A 19,329-nucleotide genomic window follows, 5' to 3' on the forward strand; every position below is an offset into this window, starting at 1 on the left:
TTCAGGCCCCTTGTTCTTGCAGCAGCGCCATGAGTTCGGCGCGGGTCGAGGTGCCCTCCATGGGCCCCAGCCGCGTCACGGCGCGCGCGCCCGCGGCATTGGCCAGGCGCAGCGCCAGGCCCGGTTCGGTGTCAGCCAGCCACAGGCTGAGAAAGGCGCCGCCAAAGGCGTCCCCCGCTCCGGTCGGGTCGATCTCGTTCACCGAGAGCGGCGGGGCATCGACGCGCAGGCCGCGCTGGAACAGGCTGGCCCCCTCTGCACCGCGCTTGACGACCACGGTGCGGATGCCGCGCTCCAGCAGCGCGGCGATGGCGCCGGCCTCGTCCCGGCCGGGGTCGAACAGGAACAGCTCCTCGCCCGAGGGCAGGAACAGGTCGGTCATGTCCAGGATCGCCCCCAGCGCCTCGCGCATTCCCGGCGCGTCCAGCAGTTCCGGCCGCAGGTTCGGGTCGAAGGAAATCGTGCCGCCCCGCGCCTTGATGCGCCGCGCGGCATCCATCACCATCCGGCCCAGCCCGGGCGCGGACAGGGCCGAGCCCATGACATGCAGATGCCCGCAGGCATCGACCAGCGCCTCGGACGCGGGCGTGGGCCGGATCTGGCCGCAGGCGGCATGGCGCAGGTTGTAAAGAAATGCCCGGCTGCCGTCTGGACGATAGCGGACGAAGGCGCTGCCGGTGATTTCCTCCACAGCGCCTCGTGCCCGAGACATCGACCCCGCGGCCAGCAGCCGGTCGATGTTCAGCCGCCCGAAATGTCGTTCCCCACGCGCGAGACGATGGCGCAAGGCGTGCCCAGCTTGCCGCACTGGTCGACGAAGATCGCCGGCGCACCCGAGGGGAAGGGCCCGACCAGCGGCTGCGCCTGCAGGAACCCGTCGCCCCGCGTGGTCGCCACGATCTCGACCAGGACTTCGCCGATGGTCAGGACTTTCTGCATGGTCAGCTCCGCCGCTGCTTGGCCCGAACGTCCAGCCAGACGGCGATCAGGATCACCAGCCCCTTGACGATCAGCTGATAGAAATAGGGCACGGACAGCATGTTCATGCCGTTGTTCATGACCCCGATGATAAGCGCCCCGATCAGCGTGCCGACCATGGTGCCGACGCCGCCCGCCAGGCTGGTCCCGCCCAGCACCGCCGCGGCGATGGCGTCCAGCTCATAGCTCATGCCAGCGTTGGTCTGGGCCGAGTAGAGGCGCGAGGACAGCAGGATGCCCGAAAGCGCCGCCATCACCCCCGACAGGGTAAAGATGGTGATCTTGAGCCGGTCGACCTTGATGCCGGAATAGACCGCGGCCTCGCGGTTGCCGCCGGTCAGATAGGTGCGCCGGCCAAAGGTCGTGCGCGACAGAAGGATGTGGTTGAACAGAAACAGCGCCAGCACGATCCAGATGATGATCGGAAGGCCAAGCCAGGCATTGCTGCCGATGGCGGTCCAGGCCGGGTCCATGATCATCGCCGGCGCCCCGATTGGTGGGCACGTTGCCATTGCCTACGACTATGCTGGCCGGCTCCTGCGTTCGAGCAATACCCGCAGCCAGACTGCTTACAGTCAGGTGTTCAGCTATGACCGCGCCGGCCGGATGCGGAGCAAGGGCCAAACCGCGGCCGGAGCGACGAGCTACGTGTACGCCAATCCCGCAACCGCGATGATCGAGCCGATGGACAGGTCGATTTCGCCCAGCAGGATGACCCAGGTCATGCCGAAGGCCGCGATTGCGACCACCGCCACCTGCTGCAGGATGTTCGTCAGGTTCGCGATGGTCATGAACCGTTCGTTCATGACGGAAAAGATCACGCACAGCACGACCAGCGACACCAGGATGCCGCCGTATTGATGCAGGGCGGCGCGAAGCTGGTGGCGGGTCGCGTGAATGTCGGGGTCGGTCGTCTGGGTCATTGATGGGTTCCCGTTGCATGGGCCATGACGCGTTCCGGCGTCAGGTCGCCGCGCGGCGCCGAAGCCCGCAGCGCGGCCTTCGGCCATGACGGCGATGCGGTCGGCCAGACCCAGCACCTCGGGCAGTTCCGAGGACACCAGCAGGATCGCGGCCCCCTGGGCGGCCAGTTCGCGGATGATGCGATAGATCTCGGATTTCGCGCCGATGTCGACGCCGCGCGTCGGCTCGTCCAGGATCAGGACGCGGGGCCTGGTCAGCAGCCATTGCGCCAGCACGACCTTCTGCTGGTTGCCGCCGGACAGGGTACCTGCGGGCGTGTCCAGCGCTTGGTGCGGATCGCCAGCCGCCGCACCTCGGCGCCGGCGGCGCGGCGTTCCTCGGCAAAGCGCAGGAAGCCGCCCCGACCCGAGAACCGGCCCAGCGAGGCGGCCGAGATGTTCGAGCGAACGCCCGCGCCCAGGATCAGCCCCTCTTCCTTGCGGTTCTCGGTGACAAAGCCGATGCCGGCGGCAATGGCCTCGGCCGGGTCGCGCGGATGCAAGGGGCTGCCGCCGACGATGATCTGGCCGGTCGCGGCGCGCATCCCGAACAGCGCCTTCATCACTTCGGACCGGCCGGAGCCGACCAGCCCGTAAAAGCCCAGGATCTCGCCCGGGCGGACGGCGAAGGAGACATCGCTGAACGCCTTGCCGATGGACAGGCCCCGCACCTCGAGCGCGGGGGCGCGGGCAAGGTCCGGCGCCGGGGTCAGGCGGGGCGGATAGATTTCCTCCATCCGGCGCCCGACCATCAGCGCGATCAGGTCCTCGATGGTGGTATCCTCGCGCTGGCGGGTCGCGACATATTCGCCGTCGCGGATGACGGTGATGTCATCGGACAGCCGCATGATCTCCTCCATCCGGTGCGAGATGTACAGGATCGCGGTGCCCCGCGCCTTGAGCCGCTCGACGATGCGGAACAGGATCTCGGCCTCGGAATCGGACAGGGACGACGTAGGCTCGTCCAGGATCAGCACCTTGGCCGGGCGGCTCAGGCCCTTGGCGATTTCGACCAGCTGGCGCTGTGCGATGGACAGTTGGCCGACGCGCGCGCCCACATCGACCGGCAGGCCCAGGTCGCGCACCAGCGCCGCCGCCTGGGCCCGCAGCTTGCGGTCGTTGATCAAGCCCAGGCGGGACGGCTCGTGCGTGGCCATGATGTTCTCGGCCACCGTCAGGTTGTCGGACAGGCTGACTTCCTGAAAGACGATCGCCAGGCCCTGCGCCGCCGCTCCTGCGGGCTTTGCGGCGCATAGGGGCGGCCGTCCAGCACCATCTCGCCGCCCGAAGGCTGGTGGACCCCCACCAGGATCTTCATCAGCGTGGACTTGCCGGCGCCGTTCTCGCCCAGGATGGTATGGACGCGGCCGGGCCTGACGTCGAGCCGCATGGACTTGAGCGCCGCGACCGGGCCGAAGCTTTTTCTGACGTCGCGCAGGGACAGCACGACTGGCGCGGTCTGGCTCATCCGCTTGCCTCCTCCCCCAGGGCCGGCGCAAGGCATCGCGGGGCGGCGCCTTGCGCGACAATGACCCTATTTCTTGACGTAGACGCCCGGCACGATGGGCTGCTCGGCGGGAACGTCCTTGCCCTCGATGACCATGGCGGCCGTGTCCACGGCGGTCTTGCCCATCTGGTCGGGGAACTGCTGGATCACGCCGACCATGGTCGGGTTGGTATCGACCGCGTTGCGGGCCTCTTCCATGCCGTCAAAGCCGATCACCTTGACCTTGCCCTCAAGCCCCGCCGACTTCACGGCGACGGTCGCCGCCAGCGCCGCATCGTCGCCAAAGCCGAAGATGCCGGTGATGTCGGGATTGGCCTGCAGCATGTTCTGCGCGACGGCCAGGGCCTCGGCCCGGGTGATGCCGGTCTGCTGGGCGACGATCTCGATGCCCGGATGCGCCTCGAGCGCCTTCTTGAAGCCCTCGATGCGGGCGACGACCGACTGGACGGTGGGATAGTCGATGATCGCGACCTTGCCCTGACCGCCCAGGACCTGGGCCATCAATTCGCCCGCCTTCACGCCGCCGGCATAGTTGTCGGTGCCGATGTGGGACGTGACCTTGGCGTTCGCCGCCGGCACGTCCACGGTCAACGACCTTGATGCCCGCGGCCTCGGCCTTGGCGATGGCAGCCATCACGCCCTGGCTGTCCACCGGCGAGATCACGATGACATCGACGCCCTTGACGATGAAGTCCTCGACATCGGCCAGCTGCTTGTTCAGGTCCTGGTTGGCGATGCTGATTTCCAGCGGCACGCCCTTGGCCTCGGCCTCGGACTTCATCGCATCGGCCAGTTCGATATAGAACGGATGCTGCTGCGTCAGCAGCGAGGCACCGATGCCGTCGGCCTGCGCCGCCCCGCCAAAGGCCAGCGCGGCCGAGGTCAGCAGCGCCGAAAGCGCAATCTTGTAGGTCATGAGGCCCTCCCAAGGTCTCAACATCAACGAGACAGCCGGCCCAGGCCGGCGACGCACCGGATTCCCGTTCCGGCGGTCAGGGAGGTTTAGAACAAAAAATTTTACGGGTGTCAATTATAGACGTTACTCGAGGTAATTTTCTGCCCTAAGTACTCACGAGCGAAAGCTTCTTCGAATAGTTTCCTCAATCAATTCAATAAGGTTGCCACGGCACCGGCGGGTCGCAGAAAGGACAGGCGAGGCGGCCGTGGGTGGCCGCCCCGCCATGCTGCCCGCATCACGCCATCTCTTTGGCCACCGGCAGTCGAGCATCGACCCGGATGACCTCTTTGCGCAGGGTTCGCGCTGTCCGACACCTAGGGACTGCAGGTGGGCGAACTGTGCCTGCCAGGGCCAGGATCACCGAAGCGCCGCCCATGGCCTGGCCGGCCGGGCGGCGCCCCCTTGCGTCAGATCAGAAAGTCGCTGCTGTCCAGTTGCGCCACGCGGAAGTTGTCGATGGTGATGGTGGTATCGGCCGACAGCCGCAGCACCACATCGTCGCCAACCTGCTGGGCCGAGCGGATCAGCGCGTTGACCTGCGCCGCGCTGTAGTCGTCGATATCCGCCGATCCTCGCCATTGCGGAAATCGGTGATGCGGTCGCGCCCGTCGCCACGCTCGAACTCGAACACATCGGCGCCGGCGCCGCCGGTCAGCGTGTCGGCCCCTGCCCCGCCGTCCAGCGTGTCGCGACCTGCGCCGCCGTGCAGGAAGTCGAACCCGCTGCCACCGTCCAGATCGTCATTGCCCGCGCCGCCCAGCAGGCGGTCGTTGCCGGCGTCGCCGTCCAGTTCGTCGTTGCCGTCATCGCCGGCAAGCGTGTCGTTGCCCGCGCCGCCTTCAAGTTCGTCATGACCCACGCCACCGTGCAGAAGATCGTTGCCGGTGCCGCCCTCAAGCTCGTCATTGCCGGCGCCGCCATACAGCTTGTCGTTGCCGGCCCCGCCCTCGATTTCGTCATTGCCGCCGTGACCCAGGATGGTGTCGTTCCCGCCCAGCCCGGACAGCCAGTCCGAGAGGTTGGTTCCCGCGATCCGGTCGGCCAGGTTGGTTCCGATCTTGCGTGCCATCATGCGATCCTTTCGTTGTTGATTCGGGTTTCGGGGCGCGCTGCCCCGGCTTGTGCCTTCGTCTTGCCACAACCCGCCTGACAGCGCTCTGATCCGATCTGTCAGCGAAATGTCAGCGGCGAACCGCTAGATAAGGCGTCATGACACGCGCGCTTTTCCTTTTCCTTGCCCTGCTGCTGGCGCCGCAGGTCGCCGGCGGCCAGGGCAGCCCCGGGCCGGCCGCCGGCCCCGGTCCCGACGTCGAGCTGGCCCGCGACCTGGTCGAACGCGGCGAGATCCTGCCCCTGGCCCAGGTCCTGGCCCGGTTGCAGGAACAGCACCCCGGCAAGGTGATCGAGGTCGAACTGGAATACAGCAACGGAATTCTGGTCTATGAAGTCGACCTGGTCACCACCGACGGCCGCCTGATCGAGGTGGACATGAACGCCGCCAACGGCACAATCGTGGATGTGGACGAGGAAGAGGACTGAATGCGCGCCCTGGTGGTCGAAGACGATCCCCGCATCGCGGCCGATCTGGACCGCGCGCTGACCGGCTCGGGTTTTCGGGTCGAGACGGTGGCGGATGGCGACAGCGCCTGGTTTCGCGGCGGGACCGAGAATTACGACCTGATCGTGCTGGACCTGAACCTGCCCCGGCTGGACGGGCTGACCGTGCTGAAGCGCTGGCGCGCCGAGGGCTGCGAAAGCCCGGTTCTGATCCTGACCGCGCGCGGCGCCTGGACCGAACGGGTCGAGGGCATCGACGCGGGCGCCGACGATTACCTTCCCAAGCCCTTCCGCATGGAGGAGCTGATCGCCCGCGCCCGCGCCCTGGTGCGCCGTGCGGGCGGGCGCGGTGCGGGCCAGCAGCAGTTCGGCCGGCTGGTGGTGGACCTGAACCGCATGACGGTCGCGCTGGACGGGATACCCGTGGCGGTGACGCCGCTGGAGTTCCGCCTGCTGGCCTATCTGGCGCTGAACCGCGACCGGGTGATCGCGCCGGGCGAACTGCTGGAGCATCTTTACGGCGACGACGACGCGCGCGAAGCGAACGCGCTTGAAGCCATCGTCGCCCGCCTGCGCCGCAAGCTCGGGCCCGGCGTCATCGCCACGCGGCGCGGCTTCGGCTATCACCTGGACGCGCAGGCGTGAAGGTTTCGATCCGCTGGCGGATGATGCTGGCCGGGGCGCTCGCCATCGTGGTGGCGCTGGCCTTGTCGTCGGTCGGGCTGGCACTGCTGTTCGACCGCCATGTGGAACGCATCGCTCAGGCCGACCTGAAATCGCGGGCCCTGGCCCTGGCCTCGATGGTCGAGCGTCTGCCCCCCGGCCGCCCCGCCCTGCGCCCGGTGCCGCTGGACCCGCTTTATGAGCAGGTCTTTTCGGGCCATTACTGGCAGATCAGGCTGGGGGACGACCTGCGCCATTCCCGCTCGCTCTGGGATGCCAACCTGCCCATGGTCGAGGCCCCCCCCGTTCCCGGCCGCCTGACGATGCTGGACCTGACCGGCCCGCAGTCCGAGTCGCTGATCGCCCTGCAACAGGACCTGCTGATCGGTTCCGGGGCGGATGCGGTGCCGCTGCAGATCCTGGTCGCGCTTGACCGCAACGAACTGGCGCTGGCCCGGCGCGGCTTCATGCGCGACCTGCTGCCCTATCTTTCGTTGCTGGGGGCGCTGCTGCTGACGGCGTTCTTCGTGCAGATCAGCGTCGGCCTGCAACCCCTGGCGCAGGTTGGCGCCCGGGTGGCCGAACTTGCTCGCGGCGCGCGCACCCGGATCGGCACTGACATGCCGGCCGAGGTGGTCCCGCTGGCCAGCCAGATCGACACGCTGCTGGATGCCCGCGACCGGGAACTGGCCCGCGCCCGCCACCGCGCGGCGGACCTTGCCCATGGCCTGAAAACCCCCTTGCAGGCGCTGATGGGCGACGCCCGACAACTGCGCGACAGCGGCCAGCACGAGATCGCCGAAAGCATCGAAACCATCGCCGCCGCCATGCGCCGCCATGTCGACCGCGAACTGGCCCGGGCCCGCATCCAGACCGACCGCGCCGCGGCCGGCGCCGACCCCGCGCAGGTGCTGCGCAAGCTGGTCGAGGTCCTGCGCCGCACCCCGCAGGGCGGCCTGATCGACTGGCGGATCGAGGCGCCCGAGCCGCTGCGCGCCCGCATCGACGCGGGCGACCTGACCGAGGCGCTTGGGGCGCTGATGGAAAACGCCATGCGCCACGCGCATGAAACCGTCACCGCCTCGGTCCGGGCCGAAGGCGGTAAGGTGGCAATCCGGGTCCGCGACGACGGCCCCGGCGTGCCCGAGGCCGACCTGACCCGCCTGACCCAGCGCGGCCTCAGCCTCGACCCGGAAAGCGAGGGACAGGGCATTGGCCTGGCCCTGGTCGCGGGCGTGGCCGATGCCGCCGGGGGCAGCCTGCGGATGCGCAACGCCCGCCCGGGACTCGAGGTGCTGCTGACGCTGGACCCGGCCGCGCGCTAGGGCCTTCAGGCCCAGGTGTCGCCCACGGTGAACCCTTCCGTGAACGGATCGTCGTGGTCCAGCACCAGCGTGTTCAGCCCATAGATCCAGCTGGTTCCCGAGACCTCGGGAACGACCGCGGCGCGGCCGGCGATGGTCGTTTCCTCGACCAGGCGGCCGGTATAGACATTGCCGAGGATGCTTTGGTGGCGGAAGGGCCGGTTCAGCGGCAATTCGCCCTTGGCGTGCAGCACCGCCATCTTGGCGCAGGTGCCCGTGCCGCAAGGGCAGCGGTCGATCGCGCCGGTCCAGGTCGCCGGATCGTCCCAGGAGAAGTCGCCCGAGGCCATGGTGACGGCGTTCTTCCAGTCCGCGTTCGGGTCCCCGGTCGGTCCCGAAAGCTGCGAGATGGTGATGCCCACGCCGGGATAGTCGGGATGGGCGACCGGCAGCTGCTCGATCGCGGCCTGCCGGATCATCGAGGACACGCGCGTGATTTCGCGCCCATGGTCGGGGATCAGCTCCAGGCCCGGGAACTGGCGCACGTCCGCGATGACATAGAACATGCCGCCCCAGCCCACATCGACGCGCACACGCCCCAGGTGCGGCACGTCGATTTCGGCGTCCAGATGCGCGGCAAAGGCGGGCACGTTGCGGAACGTCACGCTTTTGACCTTGCCGCCCTGACATTCGGCGCGCACGCGGATCAGCCCGGCCGGCGCCTCGAGCACCAGTTCGGTCACCGGCTCCTGCATCGGCAGCAAGCCCATCTCGAGCAGCACGGTGACGACCGAGATCGTGTTCCCGCCCGACATGACGGGATATTCGATCTGCTCCATGATGATATAGCCGGCATCGGCCTCGGGGTGGGTCGGGGGCACGATGATGTTGCAGCAATGCGCCGGATAGCCGCGCGGCTCGCGCAGCATCAGCTTGCGCAACTGGTCGTCGTTGGTTTCCAGCCATTTCATCTTTTCATAGACGGAATTGCCCGGAATGTGCGGCACGCCGCCGGTGATGACACGCATCGGCGTTCCGGCATGGGTATCGACGGCATTGATCATGCGCTTGAACGCCATGACTCTCTCCTGGAAATGATGGTGGTCGGCCGCCCGGGCGCCGGCCCGGGCGGAAACGGTTGGACCAGGACCTAAAGGGCGGCTTCGACCTTCTGGGCCACTTCGGGCGGCACCCATTTGGTCCAGATATCCTTGCTTTCCTTCAGGAAGTGGACGGCGCCATCCTCGCCCGTGGCTTGGTTGTCGGTTTCCCAGGCCATCAGCTTGCTGACGGTGTCGTTGCTCCAGCCGCGGGTGGTGAAATAGGCCATGACCTCGGGGCTGGTGCGTGCGGCGAAATCCTTGGTGACGACCGTCATCACCTCGTCCACGGGCCAGCCGGTGATCTTGGGATCGGCGCAGTCGAGCGTGGTGATGCAGCGCTTCCATTCGTCGGGATCGTGTTCGACCGTCGCCTGCAGCATCACCATGGGATATTTGCCCAAGAGCGCGGTCGGCGCCCAGTAATAGGTGATGAACCCTTCCTGCCGCTCGTAGGCCTTGGCGATGGCCCCGTCGAGGCCCGCGGCCGAGCCAGGGCTCATCAGGTTGAAGCCCTTGGCCTCGGCGCCATAGGCTTTGTAAAGCTGCGCGGTGACGACCGTGGCGCCCCAGCCTTCGGCCCCGTTGAAGATCACGCCCTTGCCGGAATCCTCAGGGTCGGGAAACAGTTCGGGATGGGCCAGGGCGTCGTCGACGGTCTTGATCTCGGGATGGGCGTCGGCCAGGTATTTCGGGATCCACCAGCCCTGGATGCCACCATCGGGCAGCGCGGGGGCGCCATAGATGATCTTGCCCTCGGCCAGGCCGCGCGGCACCACTTCGGGCAGCAGGTTCACCCAGGTTTCCGAGGACACGTCGGGATCGCCCTTTTCCACCATCGAGGTGGTCGTGGGCACGGTGTCGCCCGGCACTGTCTCGACGGTGCAGCCATAGCCGTGCTCCAGGATGAACTTGTCGACAAAGGTCAGCACCTCGGCGCTTTGCACATTGTGGACGGCCAGCGTCACATCCCCGCATTCCGCGCCAAGTGCCATGCCGCCTGCCCCGCAGAAGGCGGCGGCAAGGACAGTCGAGCCAAGCAGTTTCTGCATTTCCATCTCCCTGTATGCGGCTGGTTGTTGGAGGGTGCCGCTTTGTTTCGAAATACCGCCAGAGCTCGATGGGTTTCAGAACCGTATATGATATTTCAGATACAGTTTTGTGCGAGTGCCGCGATTCGGTCAAGCACGATCAACGAAAGAAGGGAATTTCTGCGCTGTCGCGGGTCTTTCGAAGGAGGGTGGAAATGCAAAACCGCCCCTTTTGCGGGGGCGGTTTCGGTCCGGGGCTGGGCCGGCGCGTTGCGTGGGGTGGCCGGGGGCTCTGCCCCCGCGGCCCCGTGGCCCCCGCCGGGGCCGCGGGGACGCGCCCCCCGGGGTATTTGCGCAGACGGTGAAGCGCTCAGAGCTTTCCTGTGAGTTCCGGCACCACGGTGAAGAGGTCACCGACGAGGCCGTAGTCGGCGACCTGGAAGATGGGGGCCTCCTCGTCCTTGTTGATGGCGACGATCACCTTCGAATCCTTCATCCCCGCCAGGTGCTGGATCGCGCCCGAGATGCCCACGGCCACGTAAAGCTCGGGCGCCACCACCTTGCCGGTCTGCCCGACCTGCCAGTCGTTCGGCGCATAGCCACTGTCGACCGCCGCGCGCGACGCGCCGACCGCCGCGCCCAGCTTGTCGGCGAGCTGCTCGATGATCGCGAAGCTCTCCTTCGACCCCAGCGCCCGGCCGCCCGAGACCACGCGTTTCGCGCTTGTCAGTTCGGGACGGTCGCTCTCGGCCACCTCGTCGGCGACCCAGGACGACAGCCCCGGATCGGCCGCGGCCGCCGCCTCGGCGATCGCCGCCGAGCCGCCGCCGGGCGCCGCCTCGAAGCTTGCCGTGCGCAGCGTGAAGACCTTGGTCGCATCCTTCGAGCGCACCGTCTGGATCGCGTTGCCGGCATAGATCGGGCGCTCGAACGTGCCCTCGTCGATCACCTTCGAGACCTCCGACAGAACCATCACGTCCAGAAGCGCCGCGACGCGCGGCAGCACGTTCTTGGCATCCGTCGACGGGCGCGGTGGTTGTCGGCGAGCGCCGGCCGCGGCACGTCGGGCAGCCGTGCCGCCAGAAGGGCCTGGCCTCAAGGGGCATCAGCCACAGCACCTTCGCCCGCCGGCGACGTGCCGCCTCGGCGGCGGCGGCGCGGGCCTGCGCGCCCGCCACCAGAACCGGCGCCGCGCCCAAGCCGGACCGCGTCCATCGGCCCCGGCCGCGTCCAGGTTCGCGCTGCCGGTCGGGACTTCCTGGATCAGGACAGCCGGATAGCCCTTCTGAAAATGACCGATACAGGCCTGAACGATCCCACCTTGATGCCGGCCTTGCGGCCCTCGGGCTCGCGCACCGAGACCACCTCGAGCCGCGGCGCGACCTCGACCCCGTAATCGGCCGGGGTCTTCTCCTCCAGCGGCTTCTTCTTGGCCTTCATGATGTTCGGAAGGCTCGCATAGCGCGGCTCGTTCAGCCGCAGGTCGGCGGTCACGACCGCGGGCAGGCCGACCTCGATGGTCTGCAGGCCGCCGTCGACCTCGCGCGTCACCTTGGCCCTGGCCCCCTCGATCTCGAGCTTCGAGGCGAAGGTCGCCTGGCCCCAGCCCAGAAGCGCCGCCAGCATCTGCCCGGTCGCGTTCATGTCGTTGTCGATGGCCTGCTTGCCCGCGATGACCAGCTCGGCGCCCTCGGCCCTGGCCACCGCGGCCAGGATCTTGGCCACCGCCAAGGGCTCGATGTCCTGGTGCACGTCATCCGCAGCAGCGACGAGAATGGCCCGGTCCGCGCCCATCGCCAGCGCCGTGCGCAGAGTTTCCTGAGCCTGCTTCACGCCGATGCGTGACCGCGATCACCTCATCGGCCTTGCCGGCTTCCTTCAGGCGGATCGCCTCCTCGACCGCGATCTCGTCGAACGGGTTCATCGACATCTTCACATTCGCAAGGTCAACCCCAGACCCGTCGCTCCGAACCCGAGCCTTCACGTTGTAGTCAATAACCCGCTTTACCGGGATGAGGATCTTCATCACAAATCCTGTCGTTGGTGTCATCCGTCATACGCGCCGCGCTCCGAAGGGCGAGCGGCGGTTCATCCAGGCGCATGGCGGCCGCACGTCCCGGAGGCGGCAGGCAGGCATTCTGCAGGGCTCCGGTGCGCGACATGACTCTCCTGGATATCAGGGCGCGCCGATCCCATCGGCGCGCCAAAGCATTACAGATCCTTGACCAGCCGCAGCGCGTCGTAGATCGCGGCATGGGTGTTGCGGGCGGCCACCGCATCGCCGATGCGGAACAGGCGGAACTTGCCCTCGGGGTTCTTGCGGACATTCTGAAACCCGCCGGTGGTCAGCGCCTCGTAGTCGACCTCGCCCAGGTTCGAGGAGAGGGGCTTCAGGTCGAAATACAACTCGTCCAGCGGGCGCGTGCCGTGGTTGACCACCACCTGATCGACCAGCCGCTCGCGGGTGACGCCGCCGTAATCGCTGCCCAGTGTCGCGCGCAGCTGGTTGCCGTCGCGCGCGACCTGCATCAGCCGCCAGGTCACGGTGAAGGTGGTGTCCAGCTTTTGCAGGCTGCGCATGTAGGGAACCAGGTTCATCGCCATCACCTCGGGCGAGAAGCTGCGGTCCGGCGTCACGATTTCCACCCTGGCGCCGGTCGCGGCGATCAGGTCGGCGGCCTGCAGCGCGGCATGGTCGCCCGCGTCGTCATAGACCAGCACGTTCTGGCCCGGTTTCACGTCGCCGGAAAGAATGTCCCAGGCGGACACCACCAGATCGTTGCCCTCGGTCAGAACCTCGGTATGGGGCAGGCCGCCGGTGGCGACGATGACCTCGTCCGGGTCGGTCGCCAGCACGTCCTCGGCCTCGGCGAAGGTGTTGAAGTTGAAGGTGACGCCGTGCTTTTCGCACATGGCCTGCCGCCAGGCGATGATCGAGATCATCTCGCGCCGCCGTTCCTGCAGCGCGGTCAGGCGGATCTGGCCGCCGGGCTGGTCGGCGGCCTCGAAGACCGTCACGGCATGGCCGCGCTCGGCCGCGACGCGGGCGGCCTCCATCCCGGCGGGGCCTGCCCCGACGATGGTGACGCGCTTTTTCGTGGGCGCGGCAGGGATGGTGTGGGGCATCGTTTCCTCGCGCCCCGTTGCGGCGTTGTGCAGGCAGAAGGCCAGCCCGCCCTGATAGATGCGGTCGAGGCAATAGTTCGCGCCGACGCAGGGGCGAATGTCGTCCTCGCGCCCCTCGATCACCTTGCGGACCAGATGCGGGTCGGCCATGTGGGCGCGGGTCATGCCGACCATGTCCAGCAGCCCTGCGGCGATGGCGTGGCGCGCGGTCGGCACGTCGGGGATCTTGGCGGCGTGGAAGGTCGGGAAATTGGTGGCCTTGCGGATCGCCCCGGCGAATTCCAGGTGCGGCGCATTGCGCATGCCCTGCACCGGGATCACGTCCGTCAGGCCGGCGTCGGTGTCGATATGGCCCTTGACCACGTTCAGGAAATCGACCAGCCCACTGTCCTTGAGCTTTTGCGAAATGGCGATGCCGTCCTCGGCGGTGATGCCGCCGGGCAGATCCTCATCCCCGGTATAGCGCACGCCCAAGATGAAATCCTCGCCGCAGCGTTCGCGGATGCCCTTGAGGATGTCGAAGGTAAAGCGCAGCCGGTTGTCCAGGCTGCCGCCATAGGGGCCGTCCAGGTCGTTGGTCAGGGGCGACCAGAACTGGTCCATCAGGTGGCCATACGCCTGCAGTTCCAGCCCGTCCAGGCCCGCGGCCTTCATCCGTTCGGCGGCATCGACATAGTCGCCGATGATGCGGCTGATGTCCCAATCCTCCATCTTCTTGGGGAACGAACGGTGCGCCGCCTCGCGTTCGTGGCTGGGGGAGACGACGGGCAGCCAGTCCGCCTTGTCCCAGCGCGTGCGCCGGCCCAGGTGCGTCAGCTGGATCATCACCGCGCAGCCGTGGTCGTGGCATTCGTCGGTCAGCTTCTTCATCCAGCCGACGACCTCGTCCTTCCAGGCCAGGATGTTGTTGAAGACCGGCGGGCTGTCGCGCGACACCGAGGCCGAGCCCGCCGTCATGGTCAGCGCCACCCCCGCCCTGGCGCGTTCGACATGATAGGCACGATAGCGGTCCTTGGGCATGCCATCCTCGGGATAGGCAGGCTCGTGGCTGGTGATCATGATCCGGTTGCGAAGCGTCAGGTGCTTCAGCTGATAGGGCTGCAAAAGGGGATCGTTCGACATGGCTCTGCCTGGATGGGTGGATACTCTGCCCTTCAGCAATCCTGAAACTGTTCATTCATGTCAATTAAAAAATCATCTGTGAACGGTTAACGCCCAAAAATGAACATTATCGGGACGAAGCCTTAGCATCCTGGGCGCGCCGCAAGGCGAATCAGCCTTCGTCAAGGACGGATCCCGCAATCGTACAACTGTTCAACAAGGTCGCCACCACGTTCTTACCTGCATAGCAAATGCTCTATTATGAACTTTGATCCGACAGTCATGAACATTTTGTTGCAAGAACGCCGGCCATTCTGTAGCGAATATGACGGGAGACGCCTTGGGGCGGAGGATTTGCCACGGAGGAGGCAGCGCGGCCATTCGGGCCGCTGCGTGCGCACACCGGGTTCCACCGCACCGGGCCAAGGGGAAAATCAGGCGCGGCAAGCCATGCGGCGGCTCGTACGGCGCCAAGGGAACAGCCGCACAGGAAACGCAAGATGCAGAAACTCGCCCTCGCCTTTGCAGCCGCCGTACCGGCGCTCGCCTTCTCGACCGCGGCACGGGCCGAATGCGGGTCGCTGACCATCGCCAGCATGAACTGGCAAAGCGCCGAGGTGCTGGCCAGCCTGGACCAGTTCATCCTGAACGAAGGCTATGGCTGCGACGCCGAGGTCACGGTGGGCGACACTGTCCCGGCCATCACCTCGCTGGTGGAAAAGGGCTCGCCCGAAATCGTTCCCGAGGGCTGGGTCGGGCTGATGCCCGAACTGTTCGAAAAGGGCCTGGCCGAGGGCAAGATCGTCTCGGTCGGCAAGGCGCTGTCGGACGGCGGTGTGCAGGGCTGGTTCATGCCCAAGTTCATCCAGGACGAACACCCCGAGATCCGCACCGTCGCGGACGTGCTGAAGCATCCCGAACTGTTTCCCGCACCCGAGGACCCGTCCAAGGGCGCGATCTTTACCGGCCCGCAAGGCTGGGGCGGCAATGTCATCACCACGCAGCTGGCCCACGCCTTCGGGGCCGAGGATCACGGCTTTACCCTGGTCGACCCGGGCTCGGCCGCGGGGCACGACGGCGCGGTCGCGCGGGCCTATGAACGCCACGAGGGCTGGGTCGGGTATTACTGGGCCCCGACCGCGCTTTTGGGCAAATACGAGATGGTCAAGCTGGACTTCGGCGTGCCGCTGGACATGGCGGAATGGAAACGCTGCACCTCGGTGGCCGATTGCGCCGACCCCAAGCCGAACAGCTGGCCCACCGACGAAGTCCTGACCCTGGTGGCCAAGGAGTTCGCCGAAACGACCGATCCGGCCGTCATCGACTATCTGAAAAAACGCAGCTGGTCGAACGACACGGTCAACGCGCTGATGGCTGGATGACCGAGAACCAGGCCACGGGCCAGGACGGCGCGCGCGACTTCCTGAAGACCCACCCCGAGATTGGACCCAATGGGTCAGCCCCGAGGCGGCCGAGACCATCAAGGCTGCCCTGTAAGATCGCCGGGGGGCCGGCCAAGGCCCGCCCCCTGCCTGTCGTAGCCCACCCGCTCCATGAGGTCGCCATGACTTGGTTCGACAAGTTCCCGCAGCTGAACGACGGATTCCTTCGTGACCTGAAGAAGGTCATCGACGACGGCTTCCGCAGCTTTACCCGCAGTTATGGCGACGCCATCGAAAGCCTGTTCGAGCCCCTGCGCCATTTTCTGGTCTGGTCGGAAAACCTGCTGACGAGCACGCCCTGGCCGATTATCCTGATCGCCATCGCGGCCATCGCCTGGGGCGCCAGCCGCAGCGCCAGGATCGTTGTCGCCTGCATCCTGACGCTTTGCCTGATCGGCGCCTTCGGGATGTGGGATGACACGATGAAGACCATCTCGATGATCCTGACCTCGACGCTCCTCGCCATCGCGGTCGGGCTGCCCATCGGCATCCTGATGTCGCGCTCGGACCGGGTGCAGGGGGTGGTCAATCCGGTGCTGGACGTGATGCAGACCATGCCGAGCTTCGTCTATCTGATCCCGGTGGTCATGCTGCTGGGCATCGGCAAGGTGCCGGGGCTGATCGCCGTGGTGATCTACGCCATCCCGCCGATGATCCGCCTGACGAACCTGGGCATCCGCCAGGTGGACAGCGAAGTGCTCGAGGCCGCCGACGCCTTCGGGTCCTCGAAATGGCAGCGCCTGATCAAGGCGGAGCTGCCGCTGGCCCTGCCCACCATCATGGCCGGCATCAACCAGACCATCATGATGGCGCTGGCGATGGTCGTCATCGCATCCATGATCGGCGTCCAGGGCCTGGGCCAGCCGGTGCTGAAGGCGATCTCGAACCAGTATTTCACGCTGGGGCTTTTCAACGGGCTTGCCATCGTCGGTATCGCGATCCTGTTCGACCGCATCAGCCAGGCCTGGGGCCAGCGCCTGCAGAAACACCGCGGAGGCCATCATGTCTGAACCCATCGGAATCGAGATCCGCAACCTTTACAAGATCTTCGGCGCGCGCGGAGCGGAGTACGTCGATGCCGTCAACCGCGGCATGACCAAGCAGGAGCTGAACGACAAGCACCGCCATGTGCTGGGCCTGCGCGACATCAACATCTCGATCCCGGCCGGCGCGATCCAGGTCGTGATGGGACTGTCTGGTTCGGGCAAGTCGACGCTGATCCGCCACATCAACCGGCTGATCGAACCCACCGCCGGCCAGATCGTCATCGAGGGCCAGGACGTCGTGCAGATGGCCCCCGAGGTGCTGCGCCAGTTCCGCATGCACAAGACGGCGATGGTGTTCCAGAAATTCGGCCTGCTGCCGCACCGCACGGTCCTTGAAAACGTGGGCTACGGGCTGGAAGTGCAGGGCGTCGACTCGGCGACCCGGCACAAGACCGCGATGCGCTGGATCGAACGGGTCGGCCTGAAGGGGTTCGAGGCCAAGTATCCCAGCCAGCTGTCGGGCGGCATGCAGCAGCGCGTGGGCCTGGCCCGCGCGCTGGCGAACGACGCCCCGATCCTGCTGATGGACGAGGCCTATTCGGCGCTGGACCCCTTGATCCGCTATGACATGCAGACGGTCCTGCTGGACCTGCAAAAGAGGTCGCAAGACCATCGTCTTCATCACCCACGACCTTGACGAGGCCTTGCGCATCGGCGACCGCATCGCGCTTTTGCGCGACGGTTCGGTCATTCAGCAGGGCACCGGGCAGGACATCGTGCTGAACCCCGCCGACGACTATGTGGCGAACTTCGTCCAGCATGTCGACCGCGGCAAGGTGGTGCAGGTGGCCTCGGTGATGGAGCCCCTGAACGGCGAGCCCCTGCCCGAACCCGTGGTGCGGTCCGACATCACCCTGACGCAGGCGCTGCGCGACATGATGGCCCGGGGCGTGCAAAGCCTGGGCGTCGAGGACCCCAGCGGCAAGCCGGTCGGGCGACTGTCGATGCAGCGCGCGATCTCGGTCTCGGCCGGGGCATAGAGGGGCGCCATGACCCGACCGACGCTGGACGACCTCGATGCCGTCCATTTCGACGTGGTGATCGTCGGCGCGGGCGCCGTCGGCTGCGCGACGGCCCGCGAACTGGCGGGGCGCGGCTATCGCACCCTGCTGGTGGACCGGGGCGACATCGCCTCGGGCACCTCGGCGCGGTCCAGCCGGATGCTGTATTCGGGCCTTGGCTACCTGGCGGCGCGCTATCCGCTGTGGCAGATGGCGCTGCGGCCCCGCGACATGCTGCAGCGCCTGCGCTATACCCGCCAGGTGATGCGCTGCCGGGCCGAGCTTGTGCAGTCGATGCCCGGGCACCTGACGCGGCATGATTTCCATTACCCCTTCCGGCGCGGCGACCGCTATCCGGCCTGGCTGGTCGATCTGGGCTTCAAGCTGGTCGAGGCGCTTGGCGGCTGGCGGGTCCCCCTGGCCTATCGCCGGACGGCCGACGTGGCGGGGGCAAGCGCGCTTGCCGCCGAACTGGGCGGGCCGCTGACGGGCGTGGGGCTGTTTCAGGAATACATGTATGCCTGGCCCGAACGCATCTGCGTCGACACCGCGCTGGATGCCGAACGGCGCGGCGCGACGATCCGCACCTATACCGCGGTCACCGGATCGACCGGCTGGACCGGCGCTGGCAGGTTTCGCTGGCCGAACGCGCGCCCGGTGCGGCGGGCACGGCCCGGGTCACGGCCGATCTGGTGGTGAACGCCGCAGGTCCCTGGATCGACCGGGTGCCGGGCGGCGGAACCGGCCCGCGCGTCCTGGGCGTCAAGGGTGTCAACGTCATGATCCGCCTGCCCGACCGCTTCCGCGGCCTGGGGCTGGAGGCGTTCTCCAGCAAGGGCGAGCCCTTCTACGTCTTTCCCTGGCGCGACCTGCATTTCATCGGTCCGACCGAAACCGTCGTCACAGGCGACCCCGACACCGTGACGGTCGACGAGGCCGAGATCGACTATATCCTGGCCGAGGCGAACCTGCTGTTCCCCCGGCTGGGACTGGACCGCAGCCACGTGATCCATGCCTGGTGCGGCGTGCGTCCGACCTCGACCCAGGATGGCCGGACGACCGTCCTGCCGGTTCGCGTGGTCGAGGATGCGGCGCGGCCCCGGCTGCTGGCGATCACCGGCTCGACCATCATGCTGCATCGCCACGCGGCGCGGCTGGCGGCCCGGGCCGTCGAACGGCGGCTGGGCAAGCGCGGCGCGGCGCCCCAAGGCACCATCCTGAAGCCCGAACCGCCCGCGACCCGCGCCGGGATCGAGGCATTGCTGCAGGCCGAACATGTCGTGACCCTGGCCGACCTGGTCCGCCGCCGCCTGCCCGACGGGCTGGGCCCCGATCTGGGCCATGCCCGGGCCGAGGGGTTGTCCCATGTCATGGCGGCCGCCATGGGCTGGAGCGAGGAGCGCCGGCACGAGGAATTGCGCTGCTTTGCCGCCGAGGTCGAGCGGATCAACCCGCCCATGCGCCCCCAAGCCGCAACCGCCGCCTGAGCCGCGCGTCGGCGCGCAAGAAAAGGGGGACCCCGCGGGGTCCCCTTTGCCACGGCGTCACCCGCC

General features: G+C 67.3%; 18 protein-coding genes and 4 pseudogenes. 8 read left to right on the forward strand and 14 right to left on the reverse strand.

Annotated features, from left to right (window positions below):
• Position 1: 1 nt before the first annotated feature.
• The 9 genes and pseudogenes from DPM13_RS18445 to DPM13_RS18465 form a co-directional block, all read right to left on the reverse strand.
• On the reverse strand, positions 2-691 hold the full coding sequence (locus DPM13_RS18445) for a sugar kinase (RefSeq protein ID WP_223252172.1): 690 nt from the start codon (positions 689-691) through the stop codon (positions 2-4).
• 50 nt (positions 692-741) lie between these two features.
• Positions 742-939: a carbohydrate kinase family protein gene (locus tag DPM13_RS24295; RefSeq protein ID WP_223252173.1), complete on the reverse strand. Its 198-nt coding sequence runs from the start codon at positions 937-939 to the stop codon at positions 742-744.
• A gap of 2 nt (positions 940-941) precedes the next feature.
• Complete coding sequence (locus DPM13_RS24300) at positions 942-1,451, reverse strand: ABC transporter permease (RefSeq protein WP_223252174.1); 510 nt, start codon at positions 1,449-1,451, stop codon at positions 942-944.
• Positions 1,452-1,622: 171 nt separating this feature from the next.
• On the reverse strand, positions 1,623-2,225 hold the full coding sequence (locus DPM13_RS24305) for an ABC transporter permease (RefSeq protein ID WP_397246432.1): 603 nt from the start codon (positions 2,223-2,225) through the stop codon (positions 1,623-1,625).
• Positions 2,156-3,112, reverse strand: coding sequence for an ATP-binding cassette domain-containing protein (locus DPM13_RS25470; RefSeq protein ID WP_397245108.1), 957 nt, complete (start codon positions 3,110-3,112; stop codon positions 2,156-2,158). Before DPM13_RS25470 ends, DPM13_RS24305 begins: the two co-directional genes overlap by 70 nt.
• A 2-nt stretch (positions 3,113-3,114) precedes the next feature.
• Positions 3,115-3,408, reverse strand: a complete 294-nt coding sequence (locus DPM13_RS25475; RefSeq protein ID WP_262983187.1) for an ATP-binding cassette domain-containing protein — start codon at positions 3,406-3,408, stop codon at positions 3,115-3,117.
• A 66-nt stretch (positions 3,409-3,474) separates the two neighbouring features.
• A complete protein-coding gene (locus DPM13_RS25480) occupies positions 3,475-4,032 on the reverse strand; it encodes a substrate-binding domain-containing protein (RefSeq protein WP_262983188.1) in 558 nt (185 codons plus the stop codon).
• A gap of 64 nt (positions 4,033-4,096) precedes the next feature.
• Positions 4,097-4,387, reverse strand: a pseudogene (locus tag DPM13_RS26305) (substrate-binding domain-containing protein); the annotation flags it as partial.
• A gap of 541 nt (positions 4,388-4,928) precedes the next feature.
• Positions 4,929-5,474, reverse strand: a complete 546-nt coding sequence (locus tag DPM13_RS18465) for a calcium-binding protein (RefSeq protein ID WP_223252175.1) — start codon at positions 5,472-5,474, stop codon at positions 4,929-4,931.
• Positions 5,475-5,614: 140 nt separating this feature from the next.
• Between DPM13_RS18465 and DPM13_RS18470 the strand changes: the two genes are divergently transcribed.
• Genes DPM13_RS18470 through DPM13_RS18480 form a run of 3 tightly spaced genes read left to right on the forward strand, consistent with a single transcriptional unit; the run spans position 5,615 to position 7,950 of the window.
• Entirely contained in the window at positions 5,615-5,944 is a 330-nt protein-coding gene (locus DPM13_RS18470; protein WP_112888579.1) for a PepSY domain-containing protein, read from the forward strand.
• Complete coding sequence (locus tag DPM13_RS18475) at positions 5,945-6,607, forward strand: response regulator transcription factor (protein ID WP_112888580.1); 663 nt, start codon at positions 5,945-5,947, stop codon at positions 6,605-6,607.
• Positions 6,604-7,950 (forward strand): sensor histidine kinase, encoded by a 1,347-nt coding sequence (locus DPM13_RS18480; protein ID WP_112888581.1) that lies wholly within the window; start codon positions 6,604-6,606, stop codon positions 7,948-7,950. Before DPM13_RS18475 ends, DPM13_RS18480 begins: the two co-directional genes overlap by 4 nt.
• A gap of 5 nt (positions 7,951-7,955) precedes the next feature.
• Here the strand turns inward: DPM13_RS18480 and DPM13_RS18485 are convergent, their stop codons facing one another.
• The 5 genes and pseudogenes from DPM13_RS18485 to hpbA form a co-directional block, all read right to left on the reverse strand.
• Complete coding sequence (locus tag DPM13_RS18485; protein ID WP_112888582.1) at positions 7,956-9,008, reverse strand: proline racemase family protein; 1,053 nt, start codon at positions 9,006-9,008, stop codon at positions 7,956-7,958.
• A 71-nt stretch (positions 9,009-9,079) separates the two neighbouring features.
• Positions 9,080-10,081, reverse strand: coding sequence for a glycine betaine ABC transporter substrate-binding protein (locus DPM13_RS18490; protein ID WP_112888818.1), 1,002 nt, complete (start codon positions 10,079-10,081; stop codon positions 9,080-9,082).
• A 349-nt stretch (positions 10,082-10,430) separates the two neighbouring features.
• Positions 10,431-11,087 (reverse strand): annotated as a pseudogene (locus DPM13_RS18495) (electron transfer flavoprotein subunit alpha/FixB family protein); the annotation flags it as partial.
• A gap of 236 nt (positions 11,088-11,323) precedes the next feature.
• Positions 11,324-12,086: pseudogene (locus tag DPM13_RS18500) on the reverse strand (electron transfer flavoprotein subunit beta/FixA family protein).
• Between the two features lie 185 nt (positions 12,087-12,271).
• Entirely contained in the window at positions 12,272-14,308 is a 2,037-nt protein-coding gene (gene hpbA, locus DPM13_RS18505; protein ID WP_112888583.1) for an N-methyl-L-proline N-demethylase HpbA, read from the reverse strand.
• A 479-nt stretch (positions 14,309-14,787) separates the two neighbouring features.
• Here hpbA and DPM13_RS18510 point away from each other — a divergent pair, with 479 nt between their 5' ends.
• The 5 genes and pseudogenes from DPM13_RS18510 to DPM13_RS25495 all read left to right on the forward strand — a co-directional run bounded on the left by DPM13_RS18510 (position 14,788) and on the right by DPM13_RS25495 (position 19,263).
• A complete protein-coding gene (locus DPM13_RS18510) occupies positions 14,788-15,669 on the forward strand; it encodes a glycine betaine ABC transporter substrate-binding protein (protein WP_223252176.1) in 882 nt (293 codons plus the stop codon).
• Between the two features lie 182 nt (positions 15,670-15,851).
• Positions 15,852-16,739 carry an ABC transporter permease gene (locus DPM13_RS18515; protein WP_088239153.1) on the forward strand — a complete coding sequence of 296 codons (888 nt, stop codon included), beginning with the start codon at positions 15,852-15,854 and terminating at the stop codon, positions 16,737-16,739.
• Positions 16,732-17,755 (forward strand): annotated as a pseudogene (locus DPM13_RS18520) (quaternary amine ABC transporter ATP-binding protein). The gene DPM13_RS18515 and the pseudogene DPM13_RS18520 overlap by 8 nt, the downstream one beginning before the upstream one ends.
• 9 nt (positions 17,756-17,764) lie before the next feature.
• Positions 17,765-18,475, forward strand: a complete 711-nt coding sequence (locus DPM13_RS25490) for an FAD-dependent oxidoreductase (RefSeq protein WP_262983189.1) — start codon at positions 17,765-17,767, stop codon at positions 18,473-18,475.
• On the forward strand, positions 18,391-19,263 hold the full coding sequence (locus tag DPM13_RS25495) for an FAD-dependent oxidoreductase (protein ID WP_397246436.1): 873 nt from the start codon (positions 18,391-18,393) through the stop codon (positions 19,261-19,263). Before DPM13_RS25490 ends, DPM13_RS25495 begins: the two co-directional genes overlap by 85 nt.
• Positions 19,264-19,329 lie beyond the last annotated feature (66 nt).

Origin of the sequence: Paracoccus mutanolyticus (genome assembly GCF_003285265.1) — a bacterium.
Classification (GTDB): domain Bacteria; phylum Pseudomonadota; class Alphaproteobacteria; order Rhodobacterales; family Rhodobacteraceae; genus Paracoccus; species Paracoccus yeei.